Origin of the sequence: Streptomyces sp. SLBN-8D4 (assembly GCF_049739545.1) — a bacterium.
GTDB classification, from domain to species: Bacteria; Actinomycetota; Actinomycetes; order Streptomycetales; family Streptomycetaceae; genus Streptomyces; species Streptomyces canus_C.
The window spans coordinates 4,135,002-4,155,122 of sequence record NZ_JBMGQC010000001.1 but is presented as its reverse complement, the minus strand read 5'-3'; the positions used below and the strand labels follow the sequence as shown (position 1 = coordinate 4,155,122).

Sequence of the window (20,121 nt, the reverse complement as noted above, 5' to 3'; positions counted from 1 at the left end):
ACCGATGTCCTTTCCTCTGCTGACAGCGACGGCGGTGCTCCCGGCGATCGGGGCCATCGCCACGGCCGCCGTGCCGGCCGCCCGGCGCACCGCCGCGAAATGGCTGGCGCTGCTCGTCTCGATCGCCACCCTCGCCCTCGCGATCGCCGTCCTGGTCCGCTTCGACCCGGACGGCGACCGCTACCAGCTCACCGAATCGCACGCCTGGATCGCGGACTTCGGGGTCCGCTACGAACTGGGCGTGGACGGCATCGGGGTGGCGCTCCTCGCGCTGACCGCCCTGCTGATCCCGTTCATCATCCTGGCGGGCTGGCACGACGCCGACCCGCTGGAGACCGGAAACAAGCGGTGGCGGCCGACGCAGGGCTTCTTCGCCCTGATCCTGGCCGTCGAGGCGATGGTGATCATCTCCTTCGAGGCCACCGACGTCTTCCTCTTCTACATCTTCTTCGAAGCCATGCTGATCCCGATGTACTTCCTCATCGGCGGCTTCGGGGACCGTGCCCACGCGGGCTCGGACGAGAACGCGGCGGCCCAACGCTCGTACGCCGCCGTGAAGTTCCTCCTCTACAACCTGGTCGGCGGTCTGATCATGCTGGCCGCGGTGATCGGCCTCTATGTCGTCGCCGGGAACTTCAGCCTCCAGGAGATCGCCGAAGCGCGGGCCAACGGCTCACTCCACATGGCGACCAACACCGAACGCTGGCTGTTCCTCGGGTTCTTCTTCGCCTTCGCGGTGAAGGCGCCCCTGTGGCCGCTGCACACCTGGCTGCCCAACGCGATGGGGGAGGCCACCGCCCCGGTCGCCGTGCTCATCACGGCGGTCGTCGACAAGGTGGGCACCTTCGCGATGCTCCGCTTCTGCCTCCAGCTCTTCCCGGAGGCCAGCAAGTGGGCGACACCCGCGATCCTCGTCCTGGCGGTGATCAGCATCATCTACGGGGCGCTGCTCGCGGTCGGCCAGCGGGACATCAAGCGGCTGGTGGCCTACGCGTCGATCTCGCACTTCGGCTTCATCATCATGGGCATCTTCGCGATGACCAGCCAGGGCCAGTCCGGCGCGACCCTCTACATGGTCAACCACGGGATCTCGACGGCCGCCCTGATGCTGGTGGCCGGCTTCCTGATCTCGCGGCGCGGCTCGCGGCTCATCGCCGACTACGGCGGTGTCCAGAAGGTCGCCCCGGTGCTCGCCGGCACCTTCCTGATCGGCGGCCTCGCGACCCTGTCCCTGCCGGGACTCGCGCCCTTCGTGAGTGAGTTCCTGGTCCTGGTCGGCACGTTCGCGCGCTACCCGGTGATCGGCATCATCGCGACCTTCGGCATCGTGCTCGCCGCGCTGTACACCCTCGTCCTCTACCAGCGGACGATGACGGGCCCGGTGAAGCCGGAGGTCTCGGCGATGCCGGACCTGCGCGTGCGTGAGCTCGTGGTCGTGGCTCCGCTGGTCGTCCTGCTGATCTTCCTGGGCGTCTATCCGAAGCCCGTCACGGACATCGTGAACCCGGCGGTGAAGTCGACCATGTCCGACGTACACAAGAAGGACCCCAAGCCCGAGGTGGAGGCGGCCAAGTGAGCGCGACAGTCGTCCACAGCCTGTGGACAACCGCGGCCGACCCGATCTCCAAGATCGACGCGCCGAAGATCGAATACGGGCAGTTGTCGCCCACCCTGATCATCCTGGGCGCGGCGATCATCGGAGTGCTGGTCGAGGCCTTCGTCCCGCGCAAGTCCCGTTACTACGCCCAGCTGTTCGTGTCCGTCGTGGCCCTGTGTGCCGCCTTCGCGGCGGTCGTCGCCCTGGCCGCCGACGGATACGCCACCACCAAGGCGGGCATCGCGGCCATGGGCGCGATCGCCGTCGACGGACCGGCGCTGTTCCTCCAGGGCACGATCCTGCTGGCGTCCCTGGTCGGCCTGTTCACCTTCGCCGAGCGCAGGCTCGACCCCGAGACACACGGCAACCGCGTCGACTCGTTCGCCGCGCAGGCCGCCTCGGTGCCGGGCAGCGACAGCGAGAGGGCGGCCGTGAAGGCCGGGTTCACCACCACCGAGGTGTTCCCGCTGCTGCTCTTCGCCGTCGCCGGCATGCTGATCTTCCCGGCCGCCAACGACCTGCTGACGCTGTTCGTGGCCCTGGAGGTCTTCTCGCTCCCGTTGTACCTGCTGTGCGCGCTGGCCCGCCGCAAGCGGCTCATGTCGCAGGAGGCCGCGGTCAAGTACTTCCTGCTCGGCTCGTTCGCCTCCGCGTTCACCCTGTTCGGCATCGCGCTGCTGTACGGCTACGCGGGCTCGGTGTCGTACGGCACGATCGCGCAGGTCGTCGACGGCACGATCAGCACCGTGGACCCGGCGCTCGCCGACACCATGGGCAACGACGCGCTGCTGCTGATCGGCGCGGCGATGATCGTCATGGGCCTGCTGTTCAAGGTGGGTGCGGTGCCGTTCCACATGTGGACCCCGGACGTCTACCAGGGCGCGCCCACCCCGGTCACCGGCTTCATGGCGGCGGCGACCAAGGTGGCCGCCTTCGGCGCGCTGCTCCGGATCCTCTACGTCGTCCTGCCGGGCCTGCGCTGGGACTGGCGGCCGGTCATGTGGGCCGTCGCGATCGTCACCATGCTCGGCGGTGCGATCGTCGCGATCACGCAGACCGACATCAAGCGGCTTCTTGCGTACTCGTCGATCGCGCACGCCGGGTTCATCCTCGCCGGTGTCATCGCGACCACGCCGGACGGGGTGTCGTCGGTCCTCTTCTACCTGGCCGCGTACTCGTTCGTGACGATCGGCGCGTTCGCCGTGGTCACGCTGGTCCGCGACGCCGGTGGGGAGGCGACGCACCTGTCCAAGTGGGCGGGCCTCGGCCGTCGTTCGCCGCTGGTGGCCGCCGTGTTCGCGGTGTTCCTGCTGGCGTTCGCCGGTATCCCGCTGACCTCCGGCTTCGCCGGGAAGTTCGCCGTGTTCAAGGCGGCGGCGGAGGGTGGCGCGGCGCCGCTCGTCGTGGTCGGTGTGATCTCGTCGGCCATCGCCGCGTTCTTCTACATCCGCGTGATCGTGCTGATGTTCTTCAGCGAACCTCGCCCGGAGGGGCCGACGGTCGCCGTGCCGTCGCCGCTGACGATGACGGCGATCGGGGTCGGCGTGGCGGTCACCCTGGTGCTCGGTGTGGCGCCGCAGTACTTCCTGGACCTGGCCAACCAGGCGGGAGTGTTCGTGCGCTGACCCGGGATGCCTGAAACCGTGTTCATGCGGCGGGCCCCGGCTCCCTTCGAGGGAGCCGGGGCCCGCCGCATGCGGTCACAGGTCACAGGTCCAGATCCAGGGCCGGGATCACGTCCTGGGTCAGGTCCGGATACAGGTCAGGATCCGAGTCCTGGCCCGCCGAGCACGTCACATCGGGATGCGTGGGGTTGAAGAGACCGCTGGGGTTCGTCTTGTAGATCCAGGCACGCAGGGTGTAGCCGGAGCCCGCGTCCGCCAGGTCGACCGGCTTCTGGAAGGTCTGACCGAACATCACCGGCGCGGCGGCACCCGACTCGGCCTTCGCGACCCACTCCACCGCGACGAGCCTGCGCCCGTACGGGCCGTCCTCGTAGAGGAGAGCCGCGGGCTTCTCGGGGTCGTTCTGCCCGACGTTCTCCTCGTTGACGTAGCGATAGCCCGAGCCGGGCGCACAGGCCGTCGGGGTGAAACCGTCGGCGACGGCGTACGGCTCGTACGTATACGCGCCGGTGGCCCCGTACGTCTTGGACAGCTCCGTCCAGACGAGCGGGTCCGGGTCGGCTGCCTGTGCGGGGACTGCGGTCAGTGAGAAGGCCGTCGCCGCCGCGACGGTGAGCACTGCCTTCAGGGGCCGAGGGGCCATCGTGGTTCTCCTTGAGCCGCTTGAGCCGCTTGAGCCGCTTGAGCCGCTTGAGCCGCTTGAGGCGCTTGAGGCGGGAGAGACGCGCGGCGAGGAGTCGTCCGTGGGAAGGAGCCGTCCATGGGGAGGAGGGGAGCCTCCCCGGCCCGCCCCAGCAGCATGTCCCGACTTGAACGCGTGCGCCATGTGACATCGGCCGATCGAATGACCACGCAACGTCACCGGCCCGGCCTGTGGATAACTCCGACGCTGTCGGTCCCGGCCCCTATCGTGGAGGCAGTGGTCGAGGGACGACGTACGGGGGACGGGACTATGGGCGGGATGGGCGGTATCAGCGAGATGCCAGGGATCACCGGGACACCGGACGCGAGCGACAGCGAGGCACTGGCCACGCTGCACCGGGTCTTCGGATACGACGCCTTCCGCGGCGAGCAGGAAGAGATCATCGAGCATGTGGTGGCCGGCGGGGACGCGGTCGTCCTCATGCCCACCGGCGCCGGCAAGTCGCTGTGCTACCAGATTCCGTCCCTGGTCAGACCAGGCACGGGCATCGTCGTCTCACCACTCATCGCGCTGATGCAGGACCAGGTGGACGCGCTCAGGGCGCTCGGCGTGCGTGCAGGGTTCATGAACTCCACGCAGGACTTCGACGAGCGCCGCGTGGTGGAGGCCGAGTTCCTGGCCGGAGAGCTGGACCTGCTCTACCTCGCGCCGGAGCGGCTCCGCCTCGACGCCACGCAGGATCTTCTCTCCCGGGGCAAGATCGCCGTCTTCGCCATCGACGAGGCGCACTGCGTCTCCCAGTGGGGTCACGACTTCCGCCCCGACTACCTGACGCTGTCGGTGCTCGGCCGGCGCTGGCCCGACGTCCCGCGGATCGCGCTCACCGCGACGGCCACCCGTGCCACGCACGAGGAGATCACCCAGCGGCTCGACATGCCGACGGCCCGGCACTTCGTGGCCAGCTTCGACCGGCCCAACATCCAGTACCGGATCATCCCCAAGGCCGACCCCAAGAAGCAGCTGCTCGCGTTCCTACGCGAGGAGCACGCGGGCGACGCGGGCATCGTGTACTGCCTCTCCCGCAAGTCGGTGGACGCCACGGCCGAGTTCCTCTCCCGCAACGGCATCGAGGCGGTCCCGTACCACGCCGGCCTGGACGCGGGCACCCGTGCCGCCCACCAGTCCCGCTTCCTGCGCGAGGACGGCCTGGTCGTGGTGGCGACCATCGCCTTCGGCATGGGCATCGACAAGCCGGACGTCCGCTTCGTGGCCCACCTCGACCTGCCCAAGTCGGTCGAGGGCTACTACCAGGAGACGGGCCGCGCGGGGCGTGACGGACTCCCGTCCACGGCCTGGATGGCCTACGGCCTGGGCGACGTCATACAGCAGCGCAAGATGATCCAGTCGAGCGAGGGCGACGAGGCGTTCCGGCGCCGCGCCGCCGCCCACCTGGACTCGATGCTCGCCCTGTGCGAGACCGCGCAGTGCCGGCGCGGGCAGCTTCTGAAGTACTTCGGCCAGGAGCCGGAGCCCACGGGCTGCGGCAACTGCGACACCTGCCTCACCCCGCCCGAGACCTGGGACGGCACCGTCGCGGCCCAGAAGGTGCTCTCCACGATCGTGCGGCTCCAGCGGGAGCGCGGGCAGAAGTTCGGGGCCGTGCAGATCGTCGACATCCTGCTCGGCAAGCGCACCGGCAAGGTCATCCAGTTCGACCACGACCAGCTGTCGGTGTTCGGCATCGGCGAGGATCTCTCCGAGGGCGAATGGCGAGGTGTCGTACGGCAGCTGCTGGCCCAGGGGCTGCTCGCGGTCGAAGGGGACTACGGCACGCTGGTGCTGACCGAGGCGAGCGGTGGGGTGCTGCGGCGGGAGCGGGAGGTGCCCCTGCGCAAGGAGCCGGAGAAGCCGGCGAGCGCCAAGTCCGCGTCCTCGTCCTCGTCCGGGCGCGGCAAGGCCAAGGCCGCGGTGGCCGAGCTGCCCGAGGCGCTGGTGCCGGCCTTCGAGGCACTGCGGGCCTGGCGCGCCGAACAGGCCCGTGAGCAGGGCGTCCCGGCGTACGTCATCTTCCACGACGCCACACTCAGGGAGATCGTCACGGTGTGGCCCACGTCCGTGACGCAGCTAGGGAGCGTTGGCGGGGTCGGTGAGAAGAAGCTCGCGACATACGGGGAGGGCGTGATCGAGGTGCTCGCCGGGCTGGCCGAGGGCGGTGCGGCCCCGAAGGCATCGAGCCCGGCCGGCGACGCGGGTCCGGGAGCGGACCCTGGAGCTGACCCCGGTGCGGATCACTGGCCCGAGATGGACGCGGATCCGGAGCCCGAGGACGACTGGATATAGCCGCAGCCGGGCTCCGGCGCGGGGCGCGGGGGTTGGACCGCGTCACCTCTCCTCAGGGGCCGGGGTGGCCGCGTCCCCTCACCTCATCTCACAAGGCGCGTGCCGCATACGCCCTGACGTCCGCGTCCGAGTCCGTCGTTGCCGTGGCCAGGGCCGCGCGGGCGTCCTCGGTGCCCGTGTGGCGGGTCAGGGCGAGGACGGCTGCCTTGCGGACGTCGGCGTTCGGGTCGGCGAGGGCCTTGGCGAGGGCGGGGACGGCCACGTCCGGGGCGGCGGCGGACAGCGCCGTCGCGGCACCCGACCGGACCTGCCAGGCGGCGGCCGACAGGGCGGTGACGGCGCGGGCGGCGAGGGGCGCGGGGCAGCCGGTGGTGCCCAGTGCTCCGTAAGCCGCCCCCCGCACCAGGGCGTCGGGGTCCTCGGTGAGGCGGGCCAGGGCGTCGAGGGCGATGTCCAGCGGGCGTTCGGCCCACACCGTCGCCAGTGCCTTGGCGATCGTCACGCGGACCTCGCGGGACGGGTCGGTGGTGGCCGCGTGGGCGAGTTCCTCGGTGGCGTCCACCGAGACGAGGGCGCGGACGGCCTCGATGCGGACCGGGATGTCCGCGTCGGTGAGGGCACTGGCGAAGAGTTGCGTGTCGCCGAGGCGCAGGGCACGCAGGACGTCCAGGGCGGTGGCGCGGACGACCGGGTCGGACTCGGCCAGGGCGGCGGCGAGACCCTCGCGGAGGGCGGGTTCGGGCGGGAGCGTCTCGACGAGTTCGCGCAGGGACGCGGCCGCGGCGGCGCGGACACCGGGGTCGTGGTCGGTGAGGGATTCCGCGAGGACCGGTCCGGTCCCCGGGGGCGTGGTCTCCGTCAGGACGGTGACGGCCGTACGGCGGACGGCGGGATCGGGATCGGACAAGTAGGTCCGTAGGGCGGCGAGTTCGGGTTCCTGCTCGGCGAGCGCGAGGAGGTCGAGCAGACGGGACGAGACGGGGGCTGCCGAGAGCGGGGCGTTCGGCACCGAGCCGCTACCCGGACGGTCGGCCGTGTCGTCCGGGTCGCCCGAGGCACCGGGCTGCCCGCCCGCGACCGGGGCCAGCTCGCGCGCCCCCGCCGTCGCCACCTCCTCGGCGTGCACCTCGCCGATGTGCCGGGAGGGGCCGGCGACCGGGGTGAACTCGTCGATCGGGACCAGATAGGGAGCCACGGGCCGGGCCGTGAACTCCATCGCACCGGAGGGGGACTTGTGCAGATCGAGATGGTGGAACCAGGAGGTGTCGTCGCGATGGGGGTGGTCGAGACGGTCGTGGTAGAGACCCCAGCGGGACTCCGTGCGGGCCAGCGAGGCGCGGGCGGCCATCTCCGCGCAGTCGCGGATGAAGGAGACCTCGGCGCAGCGCATCAGCTCGTGCGGGGTCTGCGCACCCATCGCGGCGATGTCCTCCCGCATCCGTTCGAAGGACTCCAGGGCCAGCGAAAGACGGGCGCCGGACTTCGGCGGGGCCACGTAGTCGTTCACGAAGCGGCGCAGCTTGTACTCGACCTGGGGCTGCGGCGGGCCGTCCGGGTTGCGCAGCGGGCGGTAGATCAGTTCGTGCGCCTCGCGGAGCTGGTCGGGCGGCAACTCCCCTTCGTAGGGCGCGTACTGGGACGCGTCCGCGCCCGCGAGGTCGCCGAAGACGAACGCGCCGATCATGTAGTTGTGCGGGACGCAGGCCAGGTCGCCGGCGGCGTAGAGGCGGGGGACGGTCGTGCGGGCGTGGTCGTCGACGCGGACGCCGGAGGCCGAGTGGCCGCCGCACAGACCGATCTCGGAGATGTGCATCTCGATGTCGTGGGTACGGTAGTCGTGACCGCGGCCCTCGTGGAAAGTCCCGCGGGTGGGCCGTTCCGTGGAGTGCAGGATCGACTCCAGGGACGAGATCGACTCCTCGGGCAGGTGGCTCAGCTTCAGGTACACCGGGCCACGGTCGGAGGCGACCTCCGCCGCGAACTCGGCCATCATCTGGCCGGACCAGTAGTCGGAGTCGACGAAGCGCTCGCCGTGCCGGTTGACCTGGTAGCCGCCGAACGGGTTGGCGACGTACGCGCAGGCGGGGCCGTTGTAGTCCTTGATCAGCGGGTTGATCTGGAAGCACTCGATGCCGGTCAGCTCGGCGCCCGCGTGGTAGGCCATGGCGTAGCCGTCGCCCGCGTTGGTCGGGTTCTCGTAGGTGCCGTACAGGTAGCCGGAGGCGGGCAGGCCCAGGCGGCCGCAGGCGCCGGTCGCCAGGATCACCGCGCCCGCGCGGACCGTGACGAAGGCGCCCGTGCGCGTGTTGAAACCGACCGCTCCCACGGCCCGCCCTTCAGCAGTGAGCACCCGCACCGGCATCACCCGGTTCTCGATGCGGATCCGCTCCCGCATCTCGCGCCGCCGCAGCTGCCGGTACAGGACCTTCTTGACGTCCTTGCCCTCCGGCATCGGCAGCACGTAGGAGCCGGAGCGGTGGACCTGGCGGACCGCGTAGTCGCCGTGCTCGTCCTTCTCGAACTTCACGCCGTACGACTCCAGGCGCTGCACCATGCCGAAGCCGCGGGTGGCGGTCTGGCGGACGGTGGACTGGTCGACGATGCCGTCGTTGGCGCGGGTGATCTCGGCGACGTAGTCGTCGGGTTCGGCGCGGCCGGGGATGACCGCGTTGTTGACGCCGTCCATGCCCATGGCGAGGGCGCCGGAGTGCCGGACGTGGGCCTTCTCCAGCAACAGCACGTTCGCGCCGTGCTCGGCGGCGGTCAGGGCGGCCATGGTGCCGGCGGTGCCGCCGCCGACGACGAGGACGTCACAGCGGATCTCCTCGGCGTCGGTGAGGGCGGGGATCTCCAGAGGCGTGTTCAAGGCGGGGGTGGTCACCGGGGGGCCTTTCAGGTACCGAGCGAGGAGAGGACGTCGCGGCGCAGCGCCACGCGCGCGGGATCGTCGTGCGCAGACCGGTCGCGCGGGCGCGGGACATCGCGCACGGCGGTCAGGCGGCCGCCGCCGAGAAGGGCCACGCGGTCGCCGAGGAAGAGGGCCTCGTCCACGTCGTGGGTGACGAAGACGACCGTGGCGCCCGTGCCCCGGAGCACCTCGACCAGCAGGTCCTGCATGCCGGCGCGGGTCTGGGCGTCGAGGGCGCCGAAGGGTTCGTCCATGAGGACGGCACGGGGTGCGCCCGCGAGGGCACGGGCCAGTTGGGCACGCTGGCGCTGTCCGCCGGAGACGCGGTGCGGCAACTGCCGGGCGTGGTCGGCGAGTCCGACCCGGGCCAGCCAGGACTCGGCCTGCGCGCGGCGTTCGGTGCGCGACAGGCCCTTGATGGCGAGGGGGAGTTCGACGTTGGCGCGCAGGGTGCGCCAGGGCAGGAGGGCGTCCTCCTGGAAGACCAGCGCGCGGTCGGCCGAGGGGCGGGTCAGAGGGCGGGAGTCCTGGGTGACCTGGCCGGAGAGGGGAGCCAGGAGGCCGGCCAGGGTGCGCAGCAGGGTCGACTTGCCGCAGCCGGAGGGGCCGACGACGGTGAGGATCTCACCTGGGGCCACATCGAGTTCCATCGCGTCGAGTACGGGTGCGTCGGGCCGTCCCAGGGCGGTGCCGTGCAGGGCCAGTGCCGCACCGGTGCCGGGGCGGGGACGCCGGTCAGACGAGCTGGTCATGGGGGATGCCCTCCTTCGCCCTGGGGCCGACAGGCACGGCAGCCGGGGTGTCGCGTGCCCGCCTCAGGGTTCGCCCGCCGGCGTACGACGTCCTCGGCAGCCACCGCGTCAACCGCCGCCCCAGCAGCTCCACGGCCGTGGAGGTGAGCCAGCCGAGGACGCCGATGGTGACCATGCCGACGAAGACGCCCGCGTAGTTGACGACGGTGTAGTCCTGCCAGGTGCGGTAGCCGACGCCGTACTGGCCGGAGATCATCTCGGCGGAGATCACACAGATCCACGAGACGCCGATGCCGACCGAGAGGCCGCCGAAGATGCCGGGCAGGGCGCCCGGCAGGACGACCGAGGCGAGGATCCGCCACCGGCCGCCGCCCATGGTGAGCACCGCCTCCTCCCATACGGGGGTCAGCGCGCGGACCGCGTGCCGGGTGGAGACCAGGACGGGGAAGAAGGCGGCGGTGAAGGTGATGAAGACGATGCCCTGCTCGTTGGACGGGAAGAGCAGGATCGCGACGGGAACCAGGGCGATCGCCGGGATCGGGCGGACGACTTCCAGAACCGGGCCGAGGAGGTCCTCGGCGAGGCGGGAGCGCGCGATGAGCACGCCCGTCGCCACCCCGAGCACCGCGGCGAGCAGGAAGCCGGTGAGGATGCGGGTGAGGCTGTCGGTGAGGTCCGTCCAGTAGTCGGGGCCGGACAGCCGGTCGGCGAAGGCGCTCGCCACGTCCGTGACCGTGGGGAACTGCGAGAAGCGCAGCCACAGGTCGATGTCGAGGCTGGTCAGCAACTGCCACACGCCGAGGGCGATCGCCAGGGACGCCACCCTGAGCGCGTACCGGGCGGCCTTCGGCAGGGGCCGGCTCACGACACCCGCTCCAGTGCGTCGGCGTATGTGACGACCCGGGCGCCGCCGTGCGCGGAGACGTACGCCCGCGCGGTCTCCGGGGCGACGAAGGGCAGCAGTTGGTCGCCGTCGGCCACCCAGACCGCCTTGTCGGCGAACCAGAGGGTGCCGGTGGTGGCGTCGGGGACGTAGGCGGCGCGGATGCCGTCCTGGTGCGCGGAGACGTACTTCAGCAACTCCGCAGGCGTCTTGAAGCTCTGTGTCTCGGCGGCGCCCTTGGGCCAGACCTCGCTCGCGGAGGCGGCGGGAGCGGCGGCCAGGCGGGCCGCGTAGCCGGCCCCGAGGGCCTTCCTGACGTACTGGTCGTCGACGAAGGAGTCCACGTCGATGTCACCGGTCAGCTTGGCCGCCTTCAGCACCGAGACGTCCTGCTTCAGCGCGGAGACCAGTTGCGGCTTGACGGCCGGGTCGAAGGTGGCGATGCCGTGGGCGCCGTTGTAGAGGTAGACGACCTCGGCGGGCAGGCCGGTGGCCTTCGCGACCGACTCGGCGGCGGCGACCGGGTGGTCGCCGAGGTAGTCGGTGGCCTCGGCCTGGGCTTTGAGGAACGCCTCCAGGACCGCCGGGCGCTTCTCGGCGAAGTCCTCGCGGGCGGTGACACCGTGGAAGGTGGGGAGGTTCAGCTCGGCACCGTCGTAGAGGGCCTTGGCCTTGCCCTGGTAGGTGAGCAGGCCGGGCCAGGCGACGAACTGCGAGAGCGCGTCCGTACTGCCCGACGTCAGGGCCGAAGCACCCACCGCGGGCTGCTGGTTGAGCTTCTCGATGCCCTTGCCGGGATCGATGCCGGCGCGCTGGAGGGCGCGGACGAGGGTGCCGTCGGCGGCGGAGCCGACGCTGGTGGAGACCTTCTTGCCGCGCAGATCGGAGAGCGAGGCGAGCTTGGAGTCCGGGGAGGTGACGATCGTGTTCAGGCCGCCGCGGAGGTTGTAGCCGGTGACCGAGACGAGGCGGGTGGGCTTGCCGAGCTGCTTGCCGCGGGCCGCGTTGATGAGGAGCGGGAAGTCGCCCATCGAGCCGATGCCGATCTTCCCGGCGGTCATCTGGGCGGTGATGGGGGCGCCGGTGGCGTAGTCCTGCCAGTCGACCTTGTAGGTCCGGCCGTCGTGCAGCGAGTTGAGCTCCTTCTCGAAGTAGCCGAGGGAGCGCAGCAGGGTGCCGGCGGTGACCGTGTTGATGGTCCTGGACTGGTAGCCGACGGTGACGGTGACCGTGGAACCGTCGCCCGCCTGGGCGCTGCCGCAGGCCGTCAGCGGTGCCAGCAACAGCAGGGCGGCGACAACTGGTTTGTGTTTCATGGGAGTTCGGGACCTCTCACCGGAGCAGATAGGGCATGTTGACCGTGACGGCTCCGGTGGGACAGCGGGCCGCGCACGGGCCGCAGTACCAGCACTCGTCGACGTGCATGTAGGCCTTGCCGCTGCTGTTGTCGATGGCCAGGGAGTCCAGCGGGCACATGTCCACGCAGAGCGTGCAGCCGTCGATGCACTTCGACTCGTCGATGGTCACGGGCACGTCGGCCCGCTGGGGCACCAAGGGCATGGCTGTCTCCAGGAAACGGCTCGGAAAGAGGTCAGAGGGAGCGGTGCAGCAGCCCGCTCATGGTGATGCGGTCGCCGCGGAAGCGGATGAACTCCAGGTCGACCGGGCGGCCGTCGGCGAGGTGCGTGAGGCGTTCCAGCATGAGGACGGCCGCGCCGCGCGGGGCCTCCAGCACGGCGGCGGAGTGCGTGTCGGCGTTCACCGCCTCCAGGGTGATCTCGGCGTGGCCGAGGCCCTGTCCGGTGATCGTCTCCAGGAGGCGGAAGACGTCGGTGTTCTCCAGGTCGGCGCCGAGCAGGGCGGTGCCGAGGTCGAGCGGGACGTAGGTGAGGTCGAGGGAGAGGGGGAGGCCGTTCAGGCGGCGCAGGCGTTCGATGTAGAGGACGTCGGCGCCGGGGGTGACCTGGAGGCGCCGGGCCACCGGGTGGGGGGCGGGGGCGGGGCCCATGGTGCGGACCTCGTTGGTGACCGTGCCGTGTTCGCGCAGGGTTTCCGCGAGACCCATCAGACGGTCCAGGCCGTGGGGGTATTTCCGGCCGACGACCACGGTGCCGACGCCGGGGAGGCGGTCGACCAGGCCCTCGGCGCGGAGCAGGTCCAGGGCTTGGCGGACCGTGTTGCGGGAGGCGCGGTAGTCGGCGGCGAGGGTCGTCTCGTGGGGCAGGCTGCCGCTCTCGAAGCCGCCGGTGAGGATTTGGTGGCGCAGGAGATCGGCGAGCTGTCGCGCCTGGTCCGCGCGCAGCCGGCGCCGGGCCCGGGCGGCGACGGTGGTCGCGCCCTGACCGGCGTGGTCCCGGATACGGTCGGTGGCTGGCATGGCTGGAACCATACCGATCAGGTAGGAAAACCTGTGTTGCCAAATTGTTGCGCCACCTGACGGACCAACGGTTTACGGCCTGACCAGCGGTTCCTATGCCTGTGGGGCGAGATGTGCCACCTGACGAGGCAAGAGAGGGTGAGTCGACCTACCCAGGGGCGCGGGGAACTGCGCGACCAGCCCCCACCGGCCCGCAGCCAAAACACAACCCCTCAAGCCAGCGCCGACAACCCCGGCCCAAAAACGATCAACAACGGCAACAACGGCACCAGCGCAGCCGTCGCAGACGTAAGCGCCCGCTGCCTGCGCAGCAACCGCGGCGGCGGCTCCAGCAACCGATCCACCCGCTCACCCAGCAAGCGATGACTGGACGCACACGACAGCACCCCTCGATGCTGGTTCAGCTCGATCAGCGCCAGCGCCGTCGTCAGATGCCCGCACCGCCGCGACGCCGTGTCGTCCGCCGCCAGCTCCACCAGCCGGTGCGTCTGGTCGCAGAAGTGGGCGAACAGCGGTACCCGCGGAAACCCCGTGGCCAGCGCGGTCGACAGGTGGAGCAGCCAGTCGTGGCGGGCCCGCGCGTGGCCGCGCTCGTGGGTGAGGACCGCGTCCAGCTGGTGGTCGGTCAGCCGGTGCAGTGCGCCGGTCGTCACGATCAGCTGCGGCGGATTCCCCGGCATCCACCAGGCGTCCGGGTACTCGTCCTCCAGCACCAGCAGCGGGCCGCGCGTCGCCGCCCCCAGCCCGGCCGGCAGGTCCGGCGCGCGCTCCCGCAGATGCTCACGGGCCAGGCCCCGGCGCCGACGGGCCTCGACCAGTTCACGGGCCAGCATCGCCGTGGTCCACGCGGCACCGGCGGCCAGCAGGAGGGTGGAGGCGACCGCCCAGACCGGCGCGGCCGACAGGTCGTACGCCGCGGTCACGGCCGGCGGCGCCGGGGCGAACACATGGTCGCGGACCGTGTGGAAGACCGCCGCCGCGCCCAGCACCAGCGCGGTCAGGCAGCACAGCAGGACCGTGGCGACCAGGCACTGCCACACCCACAGCCCCACCACCGGTTCCCGTTCGGGCCACGCGGCCCGGGTGAGCGCGCGCGGCACCGGCACGGCGGCCGCGACGGCGACGGTGCTCAGCAGGAGCAGGCAGAGAGTCATGCCACGGGCTCCGGATCCTGATCGGAGACAGGGGAGGTGGGGCGGAGTGGTGAGGCGCTGCTGGGCGGTCGCACGTCGTCCCACGCATGCCGCCCGCCGCCAGTATGCCGTGAGTGGAGGCCCCGCGGCAGGGCTCGAACAGCTCCGGACGCCTCACACGTCCCCTGACGCCTCACACGTCCCCGGACACCACCCGTCCCACCACGTCCCCCAGCCCCACCCGGACCCCGTCCGGACCGGGAGCCCACGCCGACATCGTCACCACGTCCCCGTCCTCCAGGAACGTCCGCTTCCCGTCCGGGAGTTCCAGCGCGTCCCGTCCGTTCCAGGTGAGCTCCAGCAGCGACCCGCGCTCGGCGGCGGAGGGCCCGCTCACCGTCCCCGAGCCGAACAGGTCACCCGTTCTGAGCGAGGCCCCGTTCACCGTCATGTGCGCCAACTGCTGGGCCGCCGTCCAGTACATGGTCGAGAAGGGCGGCTCCGACACCACGTGGCCGTTGATCGCGACGGAGATCCGCAGGTCGTAGCCCCCGGGCTCCACGTCGGAGGCGGAGTCGTCCAGATACGGCAGCAGTTCGTGCGTCCGCTCCGGCGGCACCACCCGCGCCTCCTCCAGCGCGTCCAGCGGGGTGATCCACGCCGACACCGACGTGGCGAAGGACTTGCCGAGGAACGGTCCGAGAGGGACGTACTCCCAGGCCTGGATGTCCCGCGCGGACCAGTCGTTGAGCAGGCACAGTCCGAAGACGTGCTCCCGGAAGTCGCCGAGCCCGACCGGCCGGCCCAGCTCGGACGGCACCCCGACCACGAAGCCGACCTCCGCCTCGATGTCGAGCCGTACGGACGGCCCGAAGACGGGAGCCGCGTCGGCGGGAGCCTTCCGCTGCCCCGAAGGCCGTACGACGTCCGTGCCCGAGACCACCACCGTGCCCGAGCGGCCGTGGTAACCGATCGGCAGGTGCTTCCAGTTGGGGGTCAGCGAGTCCGCCGCGTCCGGGCGGAAGATCTGGCCGACGTTGCGCGCGTGGTTCTCGGAGGCGTAGAAGTCGACGTAGTCCGCGACCTCGAAGGGGAGGTGGAGGTCGACCGACGACAGCGGGTGGAAGAGGCCCGCGATCGCCTCCTGGTGCGCCGGCACCGTCACCCACGCCGTCAGCGCCCGCCGCACGTCCGACCAGGCCGTGCGGCCGGCGGCGAGAAGCGGGCCGAGGGAGGGCCGGGCGAGCAGGGAGACGTAGGGCGAGCCCAGGGCCGCGGCGGCCGCTCCCGCGTCGAGGACGTGGTCGCCGAGCCGGACGCCGACGGTCCGGTCGGCCGAGCCCGAAGGCGAGAAGACGCCGTACGGCAGGTTGTGCGGGCCGAAGGGGTCGCCCTCGGGCAGGTCGAAGGGGGGCATGGGGTGCTGCCTCACTCTCGCGCATGCCGTGCTGACCAGGAGGTCGCGGCACACGTGGCGGTCCGGGTGGTCGGGCCACACGTTACGTCCGAGTCGCCGGTCACGGGAGTGTCTGAAGGGTTGGCGATGTGGCTAAAGAGTTAGCAATGTCCTGTTAAGGGACGGTCGGAGGCTTCCATTCCGGCTTAGCGTCCTTTGCGAGCACGGACGGGGTGGGTGGGGTCGCGTCCGTGGGGGGACGCGTGGGGGGATTGTGGCCAAAAGCGCGAGCAGTGTGCCGTTCAAGGCCGACCGTGACGTACCGGCCTTGATCGTCAAGTTCGGCGACTACCCCCTGCACCACGGGGGAGTCGGCGCGATCCGCAGTCTGGGCCGCCTCGGTGTGCCCATGTACGCCATCACGGAGGACCGATACACACCCGCGGCCGCCTCCCGGTACCTCACCCGCGCCTTCGTCTGGCCGACGACCGGAACCGAGGACCCCGGCCGGCTGGTCGAGGGACTGATCCGGATCGGGCGCCGCATCGGCCGCCCCGCGGTCCTCGTCCCGACCGACGAGGAGGCGGCGGTCCTGATCGCCGAGCACCAGAGCGACCTCTTCGGCCGGTTCCTCTTCCCGCGCGTGGAGCCCGGCCTCACACGCCGGCTGGCCAGCAAGCAGGGCCTGCACGAACTGTGCGTGGAACACGGGATCGCGAGCCCGCAGGCCGCCTTCCCGCAGTCGTACGAGGAGATCGTGGCCTTCGCCGAGACGGCCCGCTTCCCGGTGGTGGCCAAGAACCGCGAGGCGTTCGTACGGCGCCGAAGGCCCGCGGTGGGCGGCACCACGCGCATCGCCACCCGTGAAGGGCTGCTCGCCCTCGCCCGTGACTGGGGCGAGCGGCCCGGGGTGATCCTCCAGGAGTACCTGCCGCGAGAGGAGGCGGAGGACTGGATCGTGCACGCCTACTTCGACGAGAACTCCACCCCGCTGGCCCTGTTCACCGGCGTCAAGGTGCGCTCCTGGCCGCCGCACGCGGGCATGACGGCCAACGCGTACGTCGTCGACAACCCGGAACTCGCGGACCTCGCCGCACGTTTCGTCAAACAGATCGGCTACACCGGCGTCATCGACCTCGACCTGCGCTTCGACCGGCGCGACGGTCAGTACAAACTGCTCGACTTCAACCCCCGCATGGGCGCCCAGTTCCGGCTCTTCGAGAGCGAGTCGGGTGTGGACGTCGTCCGCGCCATGCACCTGGACCTGACCGGGCGGGCCGTTCCGGAGGGGGAACAGCGGGCCGGTCACCGCTATGTCGTGGAGAACATCGACCTGCCCGCCCTGCTCGCCTACCGCCGCAGCGGCTATACGACCCCGCACGCGCCGGCGCGGCCCAGCGGGACCGAACTGGCCTGGTTCGCGGGTGACGACCCGCTGCCGTTCCTGACCATGCTCGGGCGCTTCGTGCGGCCCGGCGCGAAGCATCTCTACCAGCTGTGGCGCACCAACCGCCGCGGTAACACGACCAGTTGAACAGCGACACCACCACGAAGTGACGAAGTGAACGTCCTGGGGAGGGACTTCGTGATCCAACCGGTAGCAGTCATCGGCGCCGGGCCCTTCGGCCTGTCGACCGCGGCCCATCTGCGGGCGCGCGGCATCCCCGTGCGCGTCTTCGGCGACCCCATGGTCAGCTGGCGCGACCACATGCCCGCGGGCATGCTCCTCAAGTCCACCCCGGCCGCCTCCAACCTGGACGCGCCGCAGCCCGGGCACACCCTCGTCGACTACTGCGACGCGGCGGGCATCCGCCGGCTGGTGACCGACGAGGACATCATCCCCGTGGAGACCTTCATCGCCTACGGCCAGTGGTTCCAGCAGAAGCTGGTGCCCGAGCTGGAACAGGTGCGGGTGGTGTCCGTGGACCGCAGCGAGCGGGGCGGCTTCCAGCTCAAGCTCGACTCGGGGGAGTCGTTCACCGCGCGGGCGGTCGTCGTCGCCACCGGTCTCTCCGGGCTCTCCCACCTCCCTCCGGAACTGTCCGCCGCCGCACCCGACGGCCCCGCCCCCACCGGCCCGGTCTCCCACAGCTCCCAGCACCACGACCTCAGCCGGTACTCCGGCAAGGAGCTGATCGTCGTCGGCGCCGGCCAGTCCGCGCTGGAGACGGCCGCCCTCGCGGCGGAGGCGGGCGCCCAGGTCAGGGTGGTCGCACGCGGACGCGGCAGCGTGGACTTCGGCGCCCCGCCGTGGAAGCAGCCGAGGCTGCGCCCGGAGTCGCCCTTCGGCCGCGCCTGGTCGCTGTGGGCCCTGACCTACTACCCGCACCCCTACCGCCGGCTTCCGGCCGGCGCCCGCCACTACCTGGTCCGGCGGGTCCTCGGCCCGCTCGGCGCGTGGTGGCTGCGCGACCGCTTCGAGGGCAAGGTCCAGGTCACCGAGGTGGACCGGATCCTCAAGGCGGACACGGCGGACGGCCGTCCGACCCTGGAGGTCCTCACCCATGGCGGGACCATGGACCGCCTCGACGCCGACCACGTCGTCGCGGCCACCGGCTACCGCGTCGACCTCGCCGCGATGGACTTCCTCGGCCATGAACTGCGCGCCGCCCTCGCGGTCAGCCGGGGCACGCCCAGGCTCGGCGCCGGATACGTCTCCTCCGTGCCGGGCCTGTACTTCACGGGCCTGCCGGCGGCGGCGTCCTACGGCCCGGTGATGCGTTTCGTGTGCGGCACGGAGTTCGCCTCCCCGAGGCTGGCCCGACACCTGGCGGCGGCGCACGGGTAGAGCCTGACGAGGTGCGGCCGTCCGTCAGCAGGCCGGCCGCCGCGTCCGTCCTGCCGGAGCCGGGGTGGGCGTTCCGGAGGGACCTGTCGTAGCCGTGCGGGTGCGGTCCCTGCAGCCGGCCTGTGCGGGGTCGGCCTACTCCACCCGGTGCACGCGGGGTGAGCCCACCGCACCCGCGCGCCCCCCGTGTTCCTACGACCGATACCGCCCCAACGTCCGCAGCCCCGGCAGCGCCCTGTCCTCGAAGTCGAACAACGCCAGGTTCTCCCACGCGTTGCCCGCGGACGCGTCCGCCGGGTCCCAGCCGCTGCCCGCGCGGTAGGTCCACAGGCCCTCCCAGTAGCAGTAGCCGAGGCCCTGCCCGTCGGGGACGCCGGCGGCGAGGTCGGCCACCGCGCGCAGCCAGGCGGCCTGGCCGTCGGGGGTGGCGGGGAAGCCGTCGGTCAGCTGCGAGGGGCTGTTCATGATGTCGTTGACGTCGTCCTCGCTCCCCAGCGTGAACGGGTACGCCGTCTCGGCGATCACGCACGGCTTGCCGTACCGCGCGGTGACGTCGGCCATGTTGGCGGCCGCGTCCGCGATCGGGCCGTGCCAGAACGGGTAGTACGAGAGCCCGATGATGTCGAAGTCGACGCCGTACGACAGCACGTTGTCGAACCACCAGCGGTACAGCCCGTTGTCGCCGCCGTTCGCCAGATGCAGGATCGTGCGGACGCGCGGGGTGGTGTCGCGGGCCGCGCTCAGACCGGCCTTGAGGAAGGCGGTCATGTTGTCGAAGTGCTCCCAGTTGCCCTCGGGCCAGATCAGGCCGCCGTTCAACTCGTTGCCGATCTGCACCAGTTGGGCCGGGGTTCCTTGCCCCCTCAACGCGCCGAGGACGTCGGCCGTGTGGTCGTACACCGCCCTCGCCAGGCCCGCCACGTCCAGGCCCGCCCAGGCGGCCGGCTTGGTCTGGTGCGCGGGGTCGGCCCAGCTGTCGGAGTAGTGGAAGTCGATCCAGATGCCGACCCCGGCCCGCTTGAGGCGGCGGGCGAGCGGCAGGATGTGCGCCTTGTTGTTGTAGCCGTCGGCCGGGTTCACCCACACCTTGAGACGGGCGTGGGTGACACCGGCCTGAGCGATCAGGCGGACCGGTTCCGCGCGGTGGCCGTCGGCGGTGCGGTACACCGCGCCGTGGTCCTCGTTCTTCGGCAGCGAGGAGATGTCCACACCCCGGATATCCAGACAGCCCCGCCGGCCGGCGGCCGGTGCGGCGGTGGCCGGTGCCGCGGCGGCCGGTACGGCCCCCAGCACCGGAACGGCCAGCGCGGCGGCTCCGGCAGCGGTGAGAACACTGCGTCTGCGCATGTCAAAGGGTCCTTTCGCGGACGGTCACGGAGATCCCGGTGGTGCGGTGGCTTCGGCGGCCGGGGGAGGGCCGGCGATACGTCGAGGAGCGGGGTGAGGGGAGCCGGCGAACCGCCGGACGACTCAGAAAACCCTCATTTTCTGTGATCGTGCACAGCTCCCCTCACCCCTGTCCTGGGCGAGCAACAAGTAGGTAACCCCACGCACCCGCCATTGACAAGGGGCCGAAACAATTCTCTACTGTGCACGATCACAGAGCCGCGCGGCCCTCGCGCACAGCCTCTCGGTCACGTCCGCAGAACCTCCCCCCACGGCGGTTGCCGCGAACGCGC

General features: G+C 71.3%; 15 protein-coding genes. 5 read left to right on the top strand and 10 right to left on the bottom strand.

What is annotated here, in order from left to right; all coding sequences use genetic code 11:
• Window positions 1-4 precede the first annotated feature (4 nt).
• Window positions 5-1,576, top strand: a complete 1,572-nt coding sequence (locus tag RKD20_RS18555) for an NADH-quinone oxidoreductase subunit M (RefSeq protein ID WP_424878684.1) — start codon at window positions 5-7, stop codon at window positions 1,574-1,576.
• Complete coding sequence (gene nuoN / locus RKD20_RS18550; protein ID WP_424878683.1) at window positions 1,573-3,222, top strand: NADH-quinone oxidoreductase subunit NuoN; 1,650 nt, start codon at window positions 1,573-1,575, stop codon at window positions 3,220-3,222. Before RKD20_RS18555 ends, nuoN begins: the two co-directional genes overlap by 4 nt.
• A gap of 82 nt (window positions 3,223-3,304) precedes the next feature.
• On the opposite strand, the gene RKD20_RS18545 is transcribed toward nuoN, so the two are convergent.
• Window positions 3,305-3,865 (bottom strand): hypothetical protein, encoded by a 561-nt coding sequence (locus tag RKD20_RS18545; RefSeq protein ID WP_424878682.1) that lies wholly within the window; start codon window positions 3,863-3,865, stop codon window positions 3,305-3,307.
• Window positions 3,866-4,174: 309 nt separating this feature from the next.
• Between RKD20_RS18545 and recQ the strand changes: the two genes are divergently transcribed.
• A complete protein-coding gene (recQ, locus tag RKD20_RS18540; RefSeq protein ID WP_424883259.1) occupies window positions 4,175-6,205 on the top strand; it encodes a DNA helicase RecQ in 2,031 nt (676 codons plus the stop codon).
• An 88-nt stretch (window positions 6,206-6,293) separates the two neighbouring features.
• On the opposite strand, the gene RKD20_RS18535 is transcribed toward recQ, so the two are convergent.
• From RKD20_RS18535 to fahA, 8 genes are all read right to left on the bottom strand, one after another.
• A complete protein-coding gene (locus RKD20_RS18535; protein WP_424878681.1) occupies window positions 6,294-9,086 on the bottom strand; it encodes a fumarate reductase/succinate dehydrogenase flavoprotein subunit in 2,793 nt (930 codons plus the stop codon).
• Between the two features lie 11 nt (window positions 9,087-9,097).
• Window positions 9,098-9,865: an ABC transporter ATP-binding protein gene (locus RKD20_RS18530; protein ID WP_424878680.1), complete on the bottom strand. Its 768-nt coding sequence runs from the start codon at window positions 9,863-9,865 to the stop codon at window positions 9,098-9,100.
• Window positions 9,849-10,730 carry an ABC transporter permease gene (locus RKD20_RS18525; protein WP_424878679.1) on the bottom strand — a complete coding sequence of 294 codons (882 nt, stop codon included), beginning with the start codon at window positions 10,728-10,730 and terminating at the stop codon, window positions 9,849-9,851. The genes RKD20_RS18530 and RKD20_RS18525 overlap by 17 nt, the downstream gene beginning before the upstream one ends.
• Entirely contained in the window at window positions 10,727-12,064 is a 1,338-nt protein-coding gene (locus tag RKD20_RS18520; RefSeq protein ID WP_424878678.1) for an ABC transporter substrate-binding protein, read from the bottom strand. The genes RKD20_RS18525 and RKD20_RS18520 overlap by 4 nt, the downstream gene beginning before the upstream one ends.
• Before the next feature lie 16 nt (window positions 12,065-12,080).
• Entirely contained in the window at window positions 12,081-12,308 is a 228-nt protein-coding gene (locus RKD20_RS18515; protein ID WP_007383981.1) for a 4Fe-4S dicluster domain-containing protein, read from the bottom strand.
• 31 nt (window positions 12,309-12,339) lie between these two features.
• The gene (locus tag RKD20_RS18510; RefSeq protein WP_424878677.1) at window positions 12,340-13,125 is read right to left on the bottom strand and encodes a GntR family transcriptional regulator; all 786 of its coding nucleotides are present in this window, start codon (window positions 13,123-13,125) and stop codon (window positions 12,340-12,342) included.
• Window positions 13,126-13,337: 212 nt separating this feature from the next.
• Window positions 13,338-14,279 carry a M56 family metallopeptidase gene (locus tag RKD20_RS18505; RefSeq protein WP_020120574.1) on the bottom strand — a complete coding sequence of 314 codons (942 nt, stop codon included), beginning with the start codon at window positions 14,277-14,279 and terminating at the stop codon, window positions 13,338-13,340.
• 172 nt (window positions 14,280-14,451) lie between these two features.
• Window positions 14,452-15,675, bottom strand: coding sequence for a fumarylacetoacetase (gene fahA / locus RKD20_RS18500; RefSeq protein ID WP_424878676.1), 1,224 nt, complete (start codon window positions 15,673-15,675; stop codon window positions 14,452-14,454).
• A gap of 274 nt (window positions 15,676-15,949) precedes the next feature.
• On the opposite strand from fahA, the gene RKD20_RS18495 reads away from it, so the two are divergent.
• Both RKD20_RS18495 and RKD20_RS18490 read left to right on the top strand, forming a co-directional pair.
• Entirely contained in the window at window positions 15,950-17,188 is a 1,239-nt protein-coding gene (locus RKD20_RS18495) for an ATP-grasp domain-containing protein (protein WP_424883258.1), read from the top strand.
• Between the two features lie 51 nt (window positions 17,189-17,239).
• Complete coding sequence (locus tag RKD20_RS18490; protein ID WP_424878675.1) at window positions 17,240-18,442, top strand: FAD-dependent oxidoreductase; 1,203 nt, start codon at window positions 17,240-17,242, stop codon at window positions 18,440-18,442.
• 192 nt (window positions 18,443-18,634) lie between these two features.
• On the opposite strand, the gene RKD20_RS18485 is transcribed toward RKD20_RS18490, so the two are convergent.
• Window positions 18,635-19,789 carry a glycoside hydrolase family 53 protein gene (locus RKD20_RS18485; RefSeq protein ID WP_424878674.1) on the bottom strand — a complete coding sequence of 385 codons (1,155 nt, stop codon included), beginning with the start codon at window positions 19,787-19,789 and terminating at the stop codon, window positions 18,635-18,637.
• Window positions 19,790-20,121 lie beyond the last annotated feature (332 nt).